The sequence below is a fragment of the Lysinibacillus sp. PWR01 genome (assembly GCF_043359455.1).
GTDB classification, from domain to species: Bacteria; Bacillota; Bacilli; order Bacillales_A; family Planococcaceae; genus Lysinibacillus; species Lysinibacillus fusiformis_F.
In genome coordinates this window covers 1-17,417 of sequence record NZ_JBHERJ010000089.1, presented here as the reverse complement: position 1 = coordinate 17,417, position 17,417 = coordinate 1, and the positions used below count along the sequence as shown (strand labels likewise).

The following is a 17,417-nucleotide window of genomic DNA, read 5'->3' as shown; positions in this document are numbered from 1 at the left end:
GCACAATGCAACATTCGAAAATTGCCGTTGTAACAATTGGTCAGGCACCACGCAAAGATATGGCAGAGGATATACAGCAATTAAGAGAAGCAGGTTTACATGTTCATGAATTCGGTGTACTGGATTCACTTTCCTTAGAGGAAATTACTACCCTTTCTCCTTCTCGTGAAGATACTGATGTGTTAGTGACACTTCTTACCAATGGTCAACAAGTAAAGCTCAGTAAACAAAAGCTTATGCCCTATATTCAGAGATGCATTGATGATCTACATGAATTCACTTGGATACTACTTATGTGTACAGGAGATTTTACGAATAAATTATCCTATAAAAATCTTTTACTGCCTGATCGTATGATGACGAATTTAGTGAAAGGGTTACATACAAAATTAGCCATTGGTTTAATAGGTCCCGAACCAGAACAACAACGAACAGTTGCAGAGAAATGGCAAAAAGCACAGTTCGATGTAACTTTTTCAGCTAGCTCCCCATACCACTTTGATCAGCAACATTTATTGGCAAATGCACAACAATTAGAAGAGCGAGGAGCGGATTTGCTTATCCTTGATTGCATGGGCTATTCCACAACGATGAAAAACATGATTAAAGATCAACTCACTATCCCCATCATCGTCCCTCGAGAGGCGGTTTTTACAATTTTAAAAGCCATTTGTTAATAGAAGAAAAGGTCACTTCTGAATTAGTGACCTTTTCCCTTATTCGCTAGACACGTTTATTAAAATAAGGAAGCTGCTCAACGAATGCCTTCGTATCATCATCCCCATATTCATGAACAAGTGCATAGATTTTCATTAATCTTTTATCTATTTCATCATTTTCCCTATCTAGGTGATACTGTATATACGGTAACTGTGCACGCCATGCATTCGAAATTTCCAACAGCTGCATTTGCTGAAAGATCCTCTCAAAAACATCTAATGCTTGTCGATCTACATTCAGTTCAAAATTCCATGGTCCTGCATATGGATTTGTATAATAAGTTCTATTGGCAAGTGAAAAATATACGCGCTGACGATCCATCTTTATGATTCACTCCTTTTTCCATAGTATGGAGTGATAGGTGTTGTTTTATTCGCTTTTATGTCAAACTTCCTTCACAATTAATAGGACCAGATAATTTATAATAGGTATGATGAATAAAGAACGGAGTGAATACTATGAGTTTAACTACGCTCTTAATAGTCGCAGTTATCATCGTTATCTTTATCACCCTTGCGACGATTATCAGTGTCAACCGTGCCTATGCCTTTAAACATACTGTTGATGAAAAACCGAAGCAAAGCTATCATCAAGAGGAGAATTAATTATCATTACTTGAATTTGGAGTGAAAGCAATGGGCGTACCTTTACCAATTATCATTATGATTGCCATGATGATGCTAATGTTTGGCGTTTCCGTCATTATCATTATGAAGAAAAAAAATAATATCTTTACACAAACAATTGATCCAAAGCCTGAACAAATCACAGCTCAGCAAAAGGAAGAGCAGCGATGAAATACCCCTTTATTTGGCTCATTCGGTTTTATAGAAAATTCATTTCACCTATGACGCCACCGACTTGTCGTTTTCATCCTACCTGTTCTTCTTATGGCCTCGAAGCTTTTCAAAAGCACGGTGCATTCAAAGGTTTCCTTTTAACGATTACACGTATATCCAAATGCCATCCATTTCATCCTGGTGGCTTTGATCCTGTGCCTGAAAAATGGCCTTCGAAAAAGAATTAATTTTCGGAGGGCATTTTTTTCTTGTACTTTTTTAAGTTGTGCGTTATCATAATAACTGTTCTAAAAAATAAATCGTAATGATTACTATTTAAGAGAGGTATCTTATTATATGAAAAAACTGTATTTAGTATTGCTAGTCGCAGTTCTTGCTTTATTTACTGCCGCCTGTGGAGGTGGAGACAAATCGTCCACAGCCCAAAAGACTGAGGAAAAAGATAAGTTAAACATTTATACAACGGTTTATCCGTTAAGCTATTTTGCACAGCGCATTGGTGGCGATTATGTTGAAGTATCTTCCATTTACCCAGCTGGTGCAAATGAACATACCTTCGAACCAACACAAAAAGATATGATGAAATTAGCAGATGCTGATATCTTTTTCTATATTGGATTAGGACTTGAAGGCTTTGTAGAAAACGCTAAAAAAACATTAGCGAACGAAGATGTTACAATGGTGGCAACTGCTGATGCAGTTTCAGATGAAAAATTAGCTGTCAGCACAGGGCATGTGCATGCGGAAGATGAAGAACATGAAGCAGACACACATGACGAGCATGAGCACGGTGCCACAGAGGAAGAGCATGAGCACGAACATGAAGGTGAAGAACATGGACATGACGAGCATGAGCATGGCGATATCGATCCACATGTTTGGTTATCTCCTACAATTAGTCAAGATTTAGCACTGGCTATTAAAAACACATTAGTTGAAAAAATGCCGGCGCAGGAGGCAACTTTTAACACAAATTATGATGCATTAGTAAAAGAGTTACAGGATTTAGATCAAGATTTTAAAGCAATGACTGACAAAGCACAAAATAAAACATTCTTTGTATCACATGCTGCATTTGGCTATATTGCAGGTCAATACGGCTTAACTCAAGTGCCGATTGCTGGCTTGAATTCACAAAATGAGCCATCCCAAAAGGAATTAACAAAGATTGTAGACAAAGCAAATGAATTGCATATTCACTATATTTTATTTGAACAAAATGTCTCTTCAAAATTAGCAGAGGTTATTCAAAAAGAAGTAGGTGCAGAATCTCTTGTCTTGCATAATTTAAGCGTATTAACAGCTGATGATGAAAAAAATGAGGAAACCTATTTCACATTGATGCAAAAAAATATTCAAACATTAGAAAAAGCTTTAAGCGTTCAATAATATGAGTAAGGAGGTGCCCCGCAATGGATGGGACACCTCCTTTATTATGACGTATTTTTCTTGTGGCATTCGTTTCTCCGCTCGATAAAAAGACGCTAGCCACTTTATTGTTTTTTGCTTAGTCATATGCTTCGCTTTTGGCTGAATTGCAACATAAGCCGTTATACTACTTTCTACTAGCATCGGTGCCCATTCAGTAAAGTCAAACTGAACTAAAGTGTCTTGCTTATTGTTTTTTTGTGCAATAAGCTTCATCGGCTGTTCCACTAATTGTTGTACTGCTAACCTATTTTCTCCAATAATTGATAATCCCATATTTTGATTGAAACGATGTTGTATTGGCATTGCTAAACTTTGTCTTTTCGTTTCTTCCTGCAATTCCGTATATTTCTCGCTTGTTGCAGCAGGGAAGCTTGCATAGTCCCAGGTATGATCTTGTGCTAATTGGCGATCCGACACTAAAAAATATTGATAGCGAACTTCCCCTTTCCGATCTGGCAAAGGGTCATCCCATGTCACATCAATATGATACCAAGCATGATCAAGCTTCACTAATACCCAGGCATGTAGCTGTTCTCCTACTTTTCCAGGTACATATTGTACCTCAAAGCCCAGCATTTCTAACATTCGATATAGCACTAAAGCATATGCCTGGCAGACGCCCTTATTCTCCGTTAATAATGTATAAGGAGAATATTGACTTCCTTCTGTTTCCTTGGAGTATTCCGCAGATAAGACAATAAAATCATGTGCAGCCTGTAGTTTTTCTACGTCACTTAATCCATGCATAGGCGCAATAATATTCGCCAAGGTTTGCTCTACAAATACCGCCTCCGTTTGTGATAAATGGTACGTAAATGCAAATGCAATGACAATATTATTGCTATACCCTTCGTACTTCCATTGGAAACTTGAAATATTAGTATAAATATAAGAGTTTTCAATCGCGTTTTTAGTAATGTCCGTTAGTTCATCTTTTATCTCGGCTATATCACCAGTATAACGAATCGAGAATTCGGACGATAGTTGCATAACTTCTTTATTAATGAGAGATTGTAGTGTTTCAATTGTATGAGCTGTTGCTACATCTTCTTTTTCATAGTTTGCAAATACTTGCACATGACTCATTTGTAGAACAAATAATATAATGACAACATTATATATATATTTCCTCATATGAGTCATTCTCCTTTACTAAATAGTTTATGCCTCTCTTTTTTTATTATGTTAATAAATGATTAATTTCATGCTAAAAGTTCAAATAAAAAAGAAGCCTTCCTTTTAAGAAGACTTCTTTCTCAAGATTTTTATTGTAATAATTTTCGTCTCAGCAATTTATCCGCGCCATTTCGCGGAAGACTGTCTGTGATAATCATTTCTTTAGGCACTTTATATTTAGCAAGTTTTTGTATACAAAAGGCTTGTAATTGCTCAACAGATACCTGCTCATTTAACACGATAAATGCAATAGGTACCTGTCCCCATTGCTCATCAGGCATACCACATACACCCGCTTCTTTGACTGCTGGATGTGTGAGTAGCACATTTTCTATTTCTGCAGGATAAATATTTTCTCCTCCAGAAATAATTAAATCTGCCCTTCGATCAATGACAAATAAGTAACCTTCCTCATCTAAATAACCAATATCGCCAGTATGAAGCCAGCCAGCCATCGTTGCATTTTTTTGTGCAAAACGTCCAATATAGCCAGGTGTGACATGAGGACCTCGAATGCAAATTTCCCCTTCACCTTTAGCATTTGGCTCAGCAATCTTTATTTGATTAAAAAATAAAGGCTTTCCAGCAGAACCAATTTTCCGCATAGCGTCTTCACTTGCCAATGTGGCTGTTTGTGAGGAGGTTTCTGTCATCCCATATGTTTGTGCGACAGCTAAATTTAACGCATGCGCTCTCGCTAAGTAATCCACGGGTACAGGCCCACCTCCAGCTAGCATCAGCTTAAAATGAGGTGAAGCTTTCGCATTGCATTGCTCTAGTGTATGTAGAATACGTTCCAAGGTCACCGCTACAACAGACATATGGGTAACATCTCCATCCATAATATTTTGCGCGATAGCTTCCACATCAAATTGATCATATAAAACGACTTGATTGCCATATAGCAGCGACCGCACTAATATGGAAAATCCACTAATATGAAATAAAGGTACAGCACATAACCAAACATCCTGAGCCTGCAGCCCAATATTTAAAACGGAGGCAGTCGCACTAGCCTGATGATTTCCAACCGTTTGGCGAACTCCTTTTGGAAAGCCCGTTGTACCCGAAGTATACATAATCGTTGTTGTTTGATGAAGAGGCCATTCCTTGACAATCTCTAGTGCACCCTCTGCCCCCTCTTCAATCGCTGAAAATAAATGATAGGCTGTTTCAGATGGCAGCTTCTCTACATCCTCATCTGCAATCAACACTGCCACAGCCTCTGAATCCTCTAGCTGATAAGCCAGCTCTTCCTGTGATAGTCTGCGATTAAGCATCACCATCTCACATTGCAAATGCATGCAAGCATACATCATGATCACAAGCTCAGGCTTACTTGGCCCCATGATCGCAATTCGATCACCCTGTTGAATACCGAGTGCCACTAATTGTCGAGCACGTTTTATCGATTCATTATTTAATTCTTGAAAAGTCCAGCTTCGCTTTTTAAAAGTCAGTGCCTTGCGTAATGGTGTTAAATAAGCTCGTTGTAAAATCCAATTAGGATACATCTTTGTCACTCCAATCACCCTACATCTTAACGCTTTCCTGTCTAGTTTGTCTATTAATCCACGGGGTATCTAACATTTTTGTATGTCTATCCGTTACCCTTATTTTAAGTCACTCTATCCTTCACATTTTACGTGCTATCCCCTACTTTGAGCATTTTATCCACCTCTTAGCTGCTTCTAACCGCTACTTTTAGCTTTTTAACCACCTCTTAGCTGCTTCTATCCGCTACTTTTAGCTTTCTATCCAACACTCTTATTACAACCCTACTCTATCCTTCACATTTCAGATGCTATCCGCTACTTTGAGCTTTTTAACCACCTCTTAGCTGCTTCTAACCACCACTTTTAACTTTCTATCCAACACTCTTATTACAACCCCACTCTATCCTTCACACTTCAGATGCTATCCGCTACTTTTAGCTTTTTAACCACTGCTTAGCCGCTTCTATCCGCAACTTTAAGCTTTCTATCCACCAATCCTCCTCATTCATATACAAAAAGCTCGTATCTCCAAAAAGATACGAGCTTTACACCCTTTACTAATCAAGGGAATCTTGGGAATTGACCGAAATCTGGTTGACGTTTTTCTTTGAATGCGTCGCGACCTTCTTTTGCTTCATCAGTTGTGTAGTAAAGAAGTGTAGCGTCACCAGCCATTTGTTGAAGACCTGCTAAACCGTCTGTATCTGCATTCATCGCTGCTTTTAAGAAGCGTAGTGCAGTTGGTGACATTTGAAGCATTTCTTCACACCATTGAACTGTTTCATCTTCCAATTGCGCATAAGGCACAACTGTATTGACTAAGCCCATATCAAGTGCTTGTTGTGCATCGTATTGACGGCAAAGGTACCAAATTTCGCGTGCCTTTTTATGACCAATAATACGAGCAAGATAGCCTGAGCCATAGCCAGCATCGAATGAACCTACTTTTGGTCCAGTTTGTCCAAAGCGAGCATTGTCCGCAGCAATTGTTAAGTCACAGACAACATGTAAAACATGTCCTCCACCAATTGCATAACCTGCAACCATTGCCACTACAGGTTTTGGAATCACACGGATTAAACGTTGTAAATCAAGAACGTTTAGACGTGGGATTTCATCATCCCCTACGTAGCCACCGTGACCGCGAACTTTTTGGTCTCCGCCTGAGCAGAAAGCATGTTCACCTTCACCAGTTAGAATAATAACACCGATATTTTTATCATCGCGTGCACGTGAGAATGCGTCAATCATTTCCATAACCGTTTTTGGGCGGAATGCATTACGCACTTCTGGACGGTTAATCGTAATTTTTGCGATACCGTTATAGAACTCATACTTAATGTCTTCATAAGTATGTAGTGTAGTCCATTGACGTGTCATTGAATTGCCTCCTATAGCATTAAATTCGTCTCGTTTCTAGCGAGGCGCTAACGTAATCGTTATATTACGTTAAATACTCCTCTACTATTGTAGCAAACTCAGCGGGATTTTCCACATGAATTGCATGTCCTGCGTCATTTACTGTTAAATGCTTAACAGTATTTAAGAACGCTTTCATTTCTAGTGCAATTTTACAAAATTTCTCATCCAATGCTCCAGTAATTAACAGGACAGGTATTTCTAGTTGCGCCAGTCTATCCCAGTTTGAAGGTTGAACTCCTGTCCCAATACCTCTCAAGCTTCCTGCGAGTCCCTCTTCTTTCTGTGAAAGCCTTTCGACTCGAATGACTTCTCTTACACTTTTAGATAGACGTTGCTGTGAAGCAAAAAGCGATATGTTTTCCCATGCATTGACAAATGACCATATACCATTTGTCATTATTTTTTGTGCCAGTGCTTCATCTCGCTTACAACGTTCATTTTGCTCTTCGATTGTTCGTAAGCCAGGAGAAGCACTTTCTAAAATGAGCTGATGAATGCGACCTGGATACGTAATGGCATAGGATAAAGCGATTCTTCCACCCATCGAATAGCCTAACAGCGTAAATTTCTCTAAATTGAGTTGGCAAAATAGTTCTTCTAAATCCTGCAATTGCTCCTCCATAGAAAAACGCTGTACGTGCTGTGGAATAGCTGTTTGACCATGCCCAATTAAATCAATGGCAATAACACGAACATGAGGAAGAGCTTGTGCTAGACTATGCCATGTTGCCGTACTACCTGTAAATCCATGCAACGCAACGAGCGTGTGTTCACCATTTTCATTCCATATGTCAACATGGGTTTCAAGCCCCCGAATCATCCATTTTGTCATGCTTTTAACTCCGCATTAATTCGATTCCAAAGTCCTCGATGCGCATTCACATTCTCGGTTCTATCTGTAAATATTTCAACCAATCGTAAAGAACGTTTCTTATTTGTTGAAAATTTCTCGGAAAGCTCGTCAATTGATTCCACACGTACATAGTCCATATCATACATATGGGCAATATCACGGAATTCAAGGGCTGTTGGTGTGCCAAATAAATCCTCATAATGATCTTCAACAGTTGACTGTGGTAAGTAAGAAAAAATACCTCCACCATCATTATTCATCACAATAATCGTTAAGTTACATTCCTGATATCTGGAAGCAATCAGTCCATTGACATCATGTAAAAAGGCTAGATCACCAATCAGTAAAAAACTTTCTCGATTATTTCCTTGACTGAAACCGATAGCTGTTGATACTACCCCATCGATTCCGTTCGTGCCTCGATTGGCAAAAACACGTAGATCTTTCGGTGTAGCCAATAAAAATGTATCGATATCACGTACTGGCATACTACTGCTAACGAAAATATCACTACCGTCAGGAATCATTTTGAGTAAACGACTGACTATGGCCCCTTCATCTTTTTCTACCTCTGAGTATTGCTCAATATGCATAGTAGCAAGCTGATTCGCTTTTTGCCATTCAGCTAAGTAGGTTTCCTCAATAGCTGTTTCAGTGGTAGCTAATTCTGTCAGCCACTGATCGATATTCGCATGAATAAAATGCGTAGATACGCCCGTAGCATCTCTAAACATAGGGTCTTCATCAATAATCACATAGGCATTGGGCTGTGTTTTTGTTATAAATTGCATAATAAATTTCGAAACAGGCTGTGCTCCTATTCGGATTACTGTATCTGGTTGCACCAGTGCCTTGAAGTCATCACTCTTCATAATGGCATCATAGGTTGTCACGATATATGGTAAACAATCCTCTGGTACGGATGTACGCATATTCGATAAACTTTCCACAATGACAGGCCACTTCAGCTGACGCATAAATTGCCAAACAATGGATAAATCTGTACCAAGAGCTAACTCACCAATAATCATAAAGCCTCTTTTAGTTGATTGTAGAATAGAGGAAAGTTCCTGCTGATCAGTAGTCGTAGGGGTTAATTGTCCCATACTGCTGTGCTTAAACGTCACTGCTGGTAGATCCTGCTGTAAATCAATTAATAAAGGCTCACGGAAAGGTACATTGATATGTACTGGTCCAAAAGGTGCACTCGTTGCAATGGCTACCGCACGAGCAAGATGACGCTCAATAAAAGGCAATGTTGGTTCAGCACCATCTGCTAAGGGAAAATCAACACTCCATTTCACATGTGAACCATATAAATTAGGCTGATTGATAGCCTGTGGAGCGCCTACCTCACGTAATTCATGTGGGCGATCAGCTGTTATGATAATCAATGGTACACGTGCATAGCTTGCCTCCACAATCGCAGGAAAATAGTTTGCTGCCGCAGTACCAGATGTACATAAGAGAACTACTGGTTTAGCAGTTGCCTTAGCCAGCCCTAGCGCAAAGAACGCAGCTGAGCGTTCATCTACCTGCCGATACATTTTTACCTGTTTAGTGGAAGCAACCGCATAAGCAAGCGGTGTTGAACGTGAGCCTGGGCTGACGACAACATTTTCTACACCAGCCTGCACTAGCGATGCGACCATTTTATAAACATAATCTGTTAGTATTTTTCGTTCACTCATGCAATTGTCCCCCTAGCGCACGAAGCATTGGACGGAATTTGACTAATGTTTCTTCATATTCAGATTGTGGTTCTGAATCTGCGACGATCCCACCGCCCGCATATAAATAAGCTTTATCACTTAGTAAGGCAGCTGAACGTATGGCAACTGCAAATTCACCGTTACCCTCTGCATCTAGCCAGCCTATTGGCGCAGCATACAGCCCTCGATTCATCGGCTCATATTTGCGAATGGCCGCCATTGCTTCTGTGCGCGGTACACCACCTAAAGCGGGTGTTGGATGTAATGATTTAGTCAGTTGTAGGATTGTTGCGTCCTGATTTAACTGACCTTCTACAGGTGTATATAAATGTTGAATATCCCGTATTTTTAATAAGCGTGGTCTATCTGGCACCGTCATGTCCATGCAATTTTTACGGAATGTATCCGCAATCATATCGACAACATACTGGTGTTCTCCGCCATTTTTAGGATCATTTAATAAACTTTGCCCATAAGCCTCATCTTCCTCTGCTGTTTTACCTCGTTTAATCGAGCCAGCAATACAAGAAGAAAATGCACGACCCTCTTCTACTTTCACAAGACGTTCGGGTGATGCTCCAAAAAACAATAAATTTCTATGCTCTAAGCCGAATAAATAGCTTTCTGGTTGCTCATGAATAATTTGGGAAAGCACTTGTGGTGCAGATATATGCTCTTTAAATTGCAAAGCAAGCGAGCGTGCAATGACCACTTTATCTGCCTTTTTCTCCTTAATTAATGCCGTCACTTGATCAATTGAGGCTAGATAAGGTTCCTTATATGGCTCAAAATAACTTGTGATTTCAGGTTTTGTATACGTTTTCACTTCTTTAACCTGAGCCGCATGAATTAAATGATCTCGCTCTTTTCTTAGAGCTTCGAACTGCCCCTCAGCCTGCTGATCTTGTGTCAAAAGATGAATACTCACGTATGCTTTATCATCACGTATCACAAGCTGAAACGTTGCTAATGCAAAATAAGCCTCTGGAAAATCCGTCCATTCCCCATCCACATTATTTTGAGGATCAAATGTAAAGCCACCAAACAAAATAGGTTGTAGCTCTCTTTGACCTTTTAGACAGTTTTTCGTTAATTTTTTCCATTCCGCTTCTACAGCATCAAAGCGGTCATCTTTAGCGTTGTTTTGAATGGTATGAGCATGTCCTAGTCCAACTAATGTCATTGTTTTTTCTCTATTTTGCCAATAAAATCGTTCACCTTTATAACATTCTTCGCCTGCTGCATAGAACGCCAGTGCAGAAAGGCGACTTACTTCAATTGTTTCCATATAAAAATGAAGGCTTTGGCCCAAAGAGTCCACTTCTACTTCTGTGGCTTGGTACCACTTCTGTTGCATGAAAATTACCTCCGTTGTTGCAATGTACATAATGAATGATGGTTAAAACACATCATATTTTGGTTGGCAACACAGTTATTCGTACTGTTGCTAACCGCTCTTTTTTTATTTTCAGATCATAAATGCATGTTCTATTGTATCACTTTTTTTCATTAAACAGTATGTAATAAGCTGTGAACCTACCCATTTTCTCAATCTTCGTTTAAAATAAGAAGAGTCGACAACATTTGAAGGAGAGAAAGACCTTATGACCAAAGTCATTGAAGCTGATAGGGGTTTTAAAGTTTGGTGGCATTTAACACGCCCACATACTTTAACCGCTTCATTTGTTCCAGTATTCCTAGGAACAGCTATTGCCTTATCAATTGATAAAGAAACAATTGATTTTGGACTATTTTTTGCTATGCTTATTGCAAGTATGCTTATCCAAGCAGCAACGAATATGTTCAATGAATATTATGATTACAAATTAGGATTAGATAACGAGCATTCTGTTGGGATTGGCGGTACGATTGTCCGTCATGGTGTACAGCCAAAAACAATTATGATGATTGCATTAAGCTTTTATGCTATTGCCATGCTTCTTGGCATTTACATATGTGCCTCAACGTCTTGGTGGTTAGCAGCTGTCGGACTTGTTTGTATGCTTATTGGCTTCTTATATACAGGTGGACCGTACCCAATCGCCTATTCTCCATTTGGTGAAATTGTCTCTGGCGCAGTAATGGGTATGGGCATTGTATTAATTGCCTTTTATATTCAAACGCTTACAGTAACACTGGATGCTGTGTTGCTTTCTGTACCAAGCATGATTTTAGTCGGTGCCATTATGCTATCGAACAATATTCGTGATATTGTTGGTGATACAGAGGGCGGACGAAAGACCTTGGCTATTTTGGTAGGACGTGATAATGCGATTTCCGTGTTATCAGGCTTTTTTATCGTCTCCTATTTATGGGTGATCGCTCTTGTAGCAGTTGATGGTATTACATTTTGGGCATTAATCATCTTCCTAAGTATTCCAAAACCATTACGTGCCATTCAAATTTTCCGAGACAAAAAAGAAGCCAAAGAGGTAATGCCTGCGATGAAATATACAGCGCAAACAAATACATTCTTCGGCTTCCTATTAGGAATCGGTTTATTATTTCATTATTTCTTTTATTAAAGATGCAGCAGCCTTAAAGGGTTGCTGTTTTTTTTACATAGCGTCGGAAATTTAGACTTGCAATACCATACACTTCTTCATCTGAAAAACGTGTGCGTAATGCCTCTAGTAAATTTTGCGCTTCTCCTGCATGTGCTAAGCCACTAACAGTCCTATCAATTCCATCAAAATCGGAGCCTAATCCTATATGCTCTACACCTACTAGTTTCGCTAAATGCTCCACATGCCCCACTAAATGGTCTAGTGTTGCATCTTTTCCAATAAAGAGTGGGAAATAAACAACATGGATATGTCCTCCATGCTCTACAAGTGCCTTTGCCTGCGCATCTGTTAAATTGCGTGGATGGTCACATAGTGCACGTGCATTACTATGGCTTGCAATAATATGCTTCGCTAACGGCAAGACATCCCAAAAGCTTTGCTCATTTAGATGGGAGACATCAATAATCATATCGCGCTCATTTAATAATTGTATAACTTCTTTACCAAATGGCTTTAATCCAAGGGTTGCATCCTGTTCAGCGCCATGAGCTACAGCATTTTCTTCATTCCACGTTAAACCTACTAATTTCACGCCCGCATCCAGTACAGCTGTTAGCTTCGTTAAATCTTCGCCAATGGCACTACAGCCCTCTAAGCTTAAAACAGCTCCTATTTCATGTGGAGCTAATTGGTCTAACTGTGCCCAATCTGTAATATGCACCATGCCCTCTGTTTGTAAAACATGAGTATGGAATACTTCGATTTGACGCATGACCTCAAGAAATTGCAAATTTTGCGGGATTTTTGGGTCAATAAAGATGGCGAACACTTGAGTCTCTACTTGCCCTAATTGCAATCTTTTTTGATTGGCATGTATACGCACATCCTCAGCAAAATTCGCCGTTTCAAGAGTAGTTAATTTTAAAAGTGCATCACAGTGTAAATCAATGATCTTCATATCCTCACCTCTACAGTTATTATACTGCTTTCGTGAGGAAAAACTTACTAAATTTTATCTTGTGGTGTATCAGAAGAGCCAAATTCCTCAAGCTCAATGAAATCATCTGATTTTGGTGTTGAGGATAGCACATCTTCTTCCACTGGTCGTAAATTTTCTTCTTTCTGCTCTGCATGCTCCACGCAGGTCAGAGCTTTAGGCATAGCCTCTAAGCGTCCTAATGGAATCTCTTCACCGCAGACAACACATTTACCGTATTTTCCGTCTGCCATTGCTTGAAGGGCCTTTTTAATTTCCTCCACAGTGTCTTCACGATGCTCATCCATAGCCATTTCTGTCAATTGATCCGTTAAATCACTGGCATTATCAGCGGGGTGATTATCATAATTAGATAGCTCTGTCGCTTGAGGACGCTCAGATTCCTCAAGTCGCTGTTCTATTTCTTGTAATTCTTGCTCTAGTTGTCTTTTTAATTGTTGCATTACTTGTTGATCCACAAAAATCTCCTCCTCATGCTTTCATTTTTTCCTAATTTACGATTTCTAAAACATGTCAGCATAAGGAAGACCTATTTATTTACTTGTATAAGCTATAATGGCGTCATGTAAAAATTGCGCTGCTCCTGTTGCCCCTCGCTCATCATAATAAGCCGTAAAACGTTCATCAGCTATATACATTTGTGCCAGCCCAGCATGTGCCACTTTGGAATATTCTTTCCACGTAAAACTCAGCCAACGTTTATGCAACTCTGCTACTTCCATCGCAATGTCACTTGTAGTATCTCCAAGCTCCATTGCTTCGGCTAAACGCTCAAACATTTGCTGCTCTAACTGTTGCATCGCCTGATATTGTTGCTCTGTCATATTCATAAGCTTAGCATTGGATGCATCCACTGTTTCATCCCCATATTTCTCACGTATTTCTTGGCCGTACTGCTTTTCGTTATCCTCGATTAACTTTTCTTTAAAACCTTTAAATTTCTCTTCATTTGACATTGGTTGTTCCTCCTCAATGGATTGTATTGTTTTTTCTACTGTCTGTAAGATTGTTTCCAACTGTTTCTTGCGTTGAAGCAAAGCATCTCTATGTGTTTTAAGCGCCTCGGCATGCTGAAAATTAGGTGCCTGAATAATAGCCTGAATCGTCACTAACTTCATATCTAATGCGCGGTAAAATAAAATCTGCTGCAACATATCGACCTCCCATTGGCCATAAAATCGATAGCCCGCCTCATTGGTTCTTGCTGGTTTCAGCAACCCAATTTCATCGTAATAGCGCAATGTTCTTGTACTAATACCTGACAACTGAGCAAGCTCCTGAATGGTATATTCCATGTAATCACCTCCATTAATGCTACTGTAAGCTTTGACGCAACGTTAAGGTCAAGAGCAAAATGAAAAAAATTTTTCATTCCATATACACCCTTCAAATTAATATAATTCCATAAATACCTATAAAGCTATATTTTCAAGCCGATATGAATAGTAAATATTTCACAGGGGTGTGATAAGGTGAAGTGTCCTAATTGTCAGCATGTAAATCTTATAGACAGTAAATTTTGCTCGGATTGTGGTAATAAGCTCATAAATCCATCATTTCCAAAACAAGGTATCCCAACATGGGCAATTATCGTACTTTCAATCTGTTTTATTGCAATAGGCGGTCTAGGTTATGCATATTGGGATTTTTTTAATGATAAAAAGAGCTATACCACCGCTTACTCGGAAATTAACGATAATCAAAAGATAAATGCACAACAAGTTTCTTCAGAAGAACTCACCAAAAAACAAGAAGCTCATGCACAGCAGGTTGATCGTGTCACCCTTATAAAGGAAATACAACAAAAAGTCTTCACTGTCCTAACTAACAATAGTCAAGGCTCTGGCTTCCTATATAAAAAGGGTGGATATGTTATTACAAATGCTCATGTTATCCAAGGTGAAGTTGATGTAATGATTCGTAATGCAAATGGTCAAGAATTTCCAGGTACTGTTATCGGTATATCTGATCGCTATGATATTGCTTTAATAAAGGTGCCTAACTACCAAGACACAGAGCCATTAGGCATGGAGACTGTAGAATCACCTATAGGTCTAGAAGTCATTGCATTTGGTAGTCCACAAGGTTTTGAAAATTCGGCTTCTATTGGCTATATAACAGGTAATAAACGTGATATGAAACTTGAAAATTTTATTTATAAGCAAATTTATCAGGTAGATGCACAAATTGATAAAGGTAGCAGCGGTGGCCCATTAGTTGATGTTAATACAGGCAAAGTAATTGGAATTAACTCACTACTTTATACAACTGATACAAGTACTAACTTTGCCTTTTCCATTCCTCTTTATAGTATGCTTGATCAATTTGATGGATGGATTGCTAAACCACTTTCTGCAAATGAGGTTCGGGCTATTGCGAATGTTTATGAAGGTAGTCAACAGTCTACCATTGAAACAAAACCCACCAACGAAACAGACGCCTTACTAGCAGGTCAATTCGTGCAAGCATTCCGTCTCTATTATGAAATGGCACTCAATGATGGTGATTTTTATTGGATAGCTGATATGCTTTCACCTGGCAGTACAGCATATCAAGAATTGGAGAAATACATTAATGAGATTGCCTATCAGGGTCATTACTTCTATTTTACAAACAATGACGTGCTAGATGTACAATACTCAAATGGTCAATATTATGTTGACATGAACGAAACTTTTGATTTTTATGATACACAAGGTAATTACCAATTCTATGATCGCTATAAAACTTATACAGTTATTACGGATGATTATGGTGCTTATAAAATTGCCAACATTAAGATACATCAATAAAACCTTTTACAAAGTAAAATAGCAAGCTAGTTCATCACTAGTTTGCTATTGGTTCGCATATTTCCCATGCCATACTATTTGTCGATAGTTCTCTTTATCTGTGTCACCCTCTGTATTAATAAACAGCACCCTCGCATGTTCATTTAGGTGTAAGGCATTTTTTAATTCCTTATATTGTTCATTTGTCATTATTTCATAAAAGCAACCAAATGGCGCCGCTCCTGATTCACCAGCTATAATGCGAGTGTCTGTGTCTAATGGATTGCCAAGAACGCGCATACCTGTAGCTGCTATTTCTTCCTCGCAGGAGATACTTATTTTTGTGGAGGCTTTTAAGATTTGCCAAGCCTGTGGATTCGGTTCACCACAAGCAAGCCCTGCCATAATCGTTTGCATCTCCCCGCCAACAGAGGCAAATTGATCCGTATTTTTTTTAAAGCTTTCATAATAGCAATTAGCGACATGAGGCTCAACCAATACAAAAGTAACTTCCTGCTCATAGTATTGCTGTAAAAACGCAACTACTGCTCCTGCAAAGGATCCTACACCCGCTTGCAAAAATACATGTGTCGGGGCTAGCTGTATCTGTTCAACAATCTCCTGCACAATGGTTGTGTAACCTTGCATAATCCATAATGGAATTTCTTCATAGCCATCCCACATTGTATCCTGAACCAGAACCCAGCCATTTTTTTGTGCAAGCTGTGAGGTATAACGAACAGTATCGTCATAATTCATTGTCGTAATTTCAGCAAAAGCCCCTTCACTTTTAATATGCTGCAAACGCTCAGCCGCGCTGCCAGCTGGCATATATATTCGCGCTTGAAAACCCAGTTCTCTAGCTGCCCATGCAACACCACGACCATGATTACCATCTGTCGTTGAAATAAATGTTAAATCGCCTACTTCTGCTTTTACTTCCGGAGATTTTAACTGTTCAAACGATAGCTCCTTTATATTCCTCCCAAGCTTATTGGCAATATATTGCGCAATTGCATAAATACCGCCTAATACTTTAAAGGCATTTAAACCAAATCGATAAGATTCATCTTTAACCATGATTTTTTCTACACCCATATATGAAGCAAGTGCCTCAAGATGATGGAGAGGTGTCTGCTCAAATCGCTCATATGTACGCTGAAATTGACCAACCTTCTTTACTTGTTCCAGTGTAAAATATGATAGTAATAGTGAGCCTTGGTTTGTGTTGCCTAGCTGATTGTGCACCCACTTTAATTTTTCCTTCATACCTATCTCCTCCTTTACCAATAGCTTAGTCGATCTAGCTTTAAAATACAAAATTTATTACCAAAATTAAACAAGGGTATTCAGAGCAAGCAAATATATCAGTTATACATTGGTTTTGGACCTACAAACACCGAGAATTCCAATCTAAACCTCCAGAAAAATAATAAGCCCTTACAGGATTTAATTTCTGTAAAGGGTTATTATTATCGTAGCTATTTTTAAGTAAATTAAAAAGTGCAGTAGATGTAAATTCATCTACTGCA

The 17,417-nt window shown here is 39.0% G+C and carries 18 protein-coding genes; 7 read left to right on the top strand and 11 right to left on the bottom strand.

The window, feature by feature from the left end; genetic code table 11:
* The first annotated feature begins 5 nt into the window (after positions 1-5).
* A complete protein-coding gene (locus ACEVFT_RS20370) occupies positions 6-677 on the top strand; it encodes an AroM family protein (protein ID WP_393951150.1) in 672 nt (223 codons plus the stop codon).
* 46 nt (positions 678-723) lie between these two features.
* Here the strand turns inward: ACEVFT_RS20370 and ACEVFT_RS20365 are convergent, their stop codons facing one another.
* On the bottom strand, positions 724-1,041 hold the full coding sequence (locus tag ACEVFT_RS20365) for a hypothetical protein (RefSeq protein ID WP_016992524.1): 318 nt from the start codon (positions 1,039-1,041) through the stop codon (positions 724-726).
* A gap of 137 nt (positions 1,042-1,178) precedes the next feature.
* Here ACEVFT_RS20365 and ytzI point away from each other — a divergent pair, with 137 nt between their 5' ends.
* The 4 genes from ytzI to ACEVFT_RS20345 all read left to right on the top strand — a co-directional run bounded on the left by ytzI (position 1,179) and on the right by ACEVFT_RS20345 (position 2,909).
* Positions 1,179-1,325 carry a YtzI protein gene (gene ytzI / locus ACEVFT_RS20360; RefSeq protein ID WP_205445131.1) on the top strand — a complete coding sequence of 49 codons (147 nt, stop codon included), beginning with the start codon at positions 1,179-1,181 and terminating at the stop codon, positions 1,323-1,325.
* 30 nt (positions 1,326-1,355) lie between these two features.
* On the top strand, positions 1,356-1,517 hold the full coding sequence (locus ACEVFT_RS20355; protein ID WP_342441340.1) for a hypothetical protein: 162 nt from the start codon (positions 1,356-1,358) through the stop codon (positions 1,515-1,517).
* Positions 1,514-1,747 carry a membrane protein insertion efficiency factor YidD gene (gene yidD, locus ACEVFT_RS20350; protein ID WP_205445135.1) on the top strand — a complete coding sequence of 78 codons (234 nt, stop codon included), beginning with the start codon at positions 1,514-1,516 and terminating at the stop codon, positions 1,745-1,747. The genes ACEVFT_RS20355 and yidD overlap by 4 nt, the downstream gene beginning before the upstream one ends.
* Before the next feature lie 109 nt (positions 1,748-1,856).
* Positions 1,857-2,909 carry a metal ABC transporter solute-binding protein, Zn/Mn family gene (locus ACEVFT_RS20345; protein ID WP_393951149.1) on the top strand — a complete coding sequence of 351 codons (1,053 nt, stop codon included), beginning with the start codon at positions 1,857-1,859 and terminating at the stop codon, positions 2,907-2,909.
* Here the strand turns inward: ACEVFT_RS20345 and ACEVFT_RS20340 are convergent.
* From ACEVFT_RS20340 to ACEVFT_RS20315, 6 genes are all read right to left on the bottom strand, one after another.
* Positions 2,895-4,085, bottom strand: a complete 1,191-nt coding sequence (locus tag ACEVFT_RS20340; RefSeq protein ID WP_393951148.1) for a transglutaminase domain-containing protein — start codon at positions 4,083-4,085, stop codon at positions 2,895-2,897. The genes ACEVFT_RS20345 and ACEVFT_RS20340 overlap by 15 nt on opposite strands.
* 131 nt (positions 4,086-4,216) lie before the next feature.
* Positions 4,217-5,641: an o-succinylbenzoate--CoA ligase gene (locus ACEVFT_RS20335; protein WP_393951147.1), complete on the bottom strand. Its 1,425-nt coding sequence runs from the start codon at positions 5,639-5,641 to the stop codon at positions 4,217-4,219.
* Positions 5,642-6,184: 543 nt separating this feature from the next.
* Positions 6,185-7,003 carry a 1,4-dihydroxy-2-naphthoyl-CoA synthase gene (menB, locus tag ACEVFT_RS20330; protein ID WP_205445140.1) on the bottom strand — a complete coding sequence of 273 codons (819 nt, stop codon included), beginning with the start codon at positions 7,001-7,003 and terminating at the stop codon, positions 6,185-6,187.
* 64 nt (positions 7,004-7,067) lie between these two features.
* Complete coding sequence (gene menH / locus ACEVFT_RS20325) at positions 7,068-7,877, bottom strand: 2-succinyl-6-hydroxy-2,4-cyclohexadiene-1-carboxylate synthase (RefSeq protein ID WP_205445142.1); 810 nt, start codon at positions 7,875-7,877, stop codon at positions 7,068-7,070.
* Positions 7,874-9,589 (bottom strand): 2-succinyl-5-enolpyruvyl-6-hydroxy-3-cyclohexene-1-carboxylic-acid synthase, encoded by a 1,716-nt coding sequence (menD, locus tag ACEVFT_RS20320; RefSeq protein ID WP_205445144.1) that lies wholly within the window; start codon positions 9,587-9,589, stop codon positions 7,874-7,876. The genes menH and menD overlap by 4 nt, the downstream gene beginning before the upstream one ends.
* Positions 9,582-10,967: an isochorismate synthase gene (locus tag ACEVFT_RS20315; RefSeq protein ID WP_205445145.1), complete on the bottom strand. Its 1,386-nt coding sequence runs from the start codon at positions 10,965-10,967 to the stop codon at positions 9,582-9,584. Before ACEVFT_RS20315 ends, menD begins: the two co-directional genes overlap by 8 nt.
* Before the next feature lie 247 nt (positions 10,968-11,214).
* Here ACEVFT_RS20315 and ACEVFT_RS20310 point away from each other — a divergent pair, with 247 nt between their 5' ends.
* Complete coding sequence (locus tag ACEVFT_RS20310; RefSeq protein WP_205445146.1) at positions 11,215-12,135, top strand: 1,4-dihydroxy-2-naphthoate polyprenyltransferase; 921 nt, start codon at positions 11,215-11,217, stop codon at positions 12,133-12,135.
* Positions 12,136-12,148: 13 nt separating this feature from the next.
* Here ACEVFT_RS20310 and ACEVFT_RS20305 read toward each other — a convergent pair whose 3' ends face one another.
* From ACEVFT_RS20305 to ACEVFT_RS20295, 3 genes are all read right to left on the bottom strand, one after another.
* Entirely contained in the window at positions 12,149-13,075 is a 927-nt protein-coding gene (locus tag ACEVFT_RS20305; RefSeq protein WP_205445148.1) for a dipeptidase, read from the bottom strand.
* A gap of 47 nt (positions 13,076-13,122) precedes the next feature.
* A complete protein-coding gene (locus ACEVFT_RS20300; RefSeq protein WP_205445149.1) occupies positions 13,123-13,572 on the bottom strand; it encodes a TraR/DksA C4-type zinc finger protein in 450 nt (149 codons plus the stop codon).
* A 75-nt stretch (positions 13,573-13,647) separates the two neighbouring features.
* Positions 13,648-14,409 carry a MerR family transcriptional regulator gene (locus ACEVFT_RS20295; RefSeq protein ID WP_205445151.1) on the bottom strand — a complete coding sequence of 254 codons (762 nt, stop codon included), beginning with the start codon at positions 14,407-14,409 and terminating at the stop codon, positions 13,648-13,650.
* 177 nt (positions 14,410-14,586) lie between these two features.
* On the opposite strand from ACEVFT_RS20295, the gene ACEVFT_RS20290 reads away from it, so the two are divergent.
* Complete coding sequence (locus tag ACEVFT_RS20290; RefSeq protein ID WP_393951146.1) at positions 14,587-15,906, top strand: trypsin-like peptidase domain-containing protein; 1,320 nt, start codon at positions 14,587-14,589, stop codon at positions 15,904-15,906.
* Positions 15,907-15,951: 45 nt separating this feature from the next.
* On the opposite strand, the gene ACEVFT_RS20285 is transcribed toward ACEVFT_RS20290, so the two are convergent.
* Positions 15,952-17,154: a diaminopropionate ammonia-lyase gene (locus ACEVFT_RS20285; RefSeq protein WP_393951145.1), complete on the bottom strand. Its 1,203-nt coding sequence runs from the start codon at positions 17,152-17,154 to the stop codon at positions 15,952-15,954.
* Between the last annotated feature and the right edge of the window lie 263 nt (positions 17,155-17,417).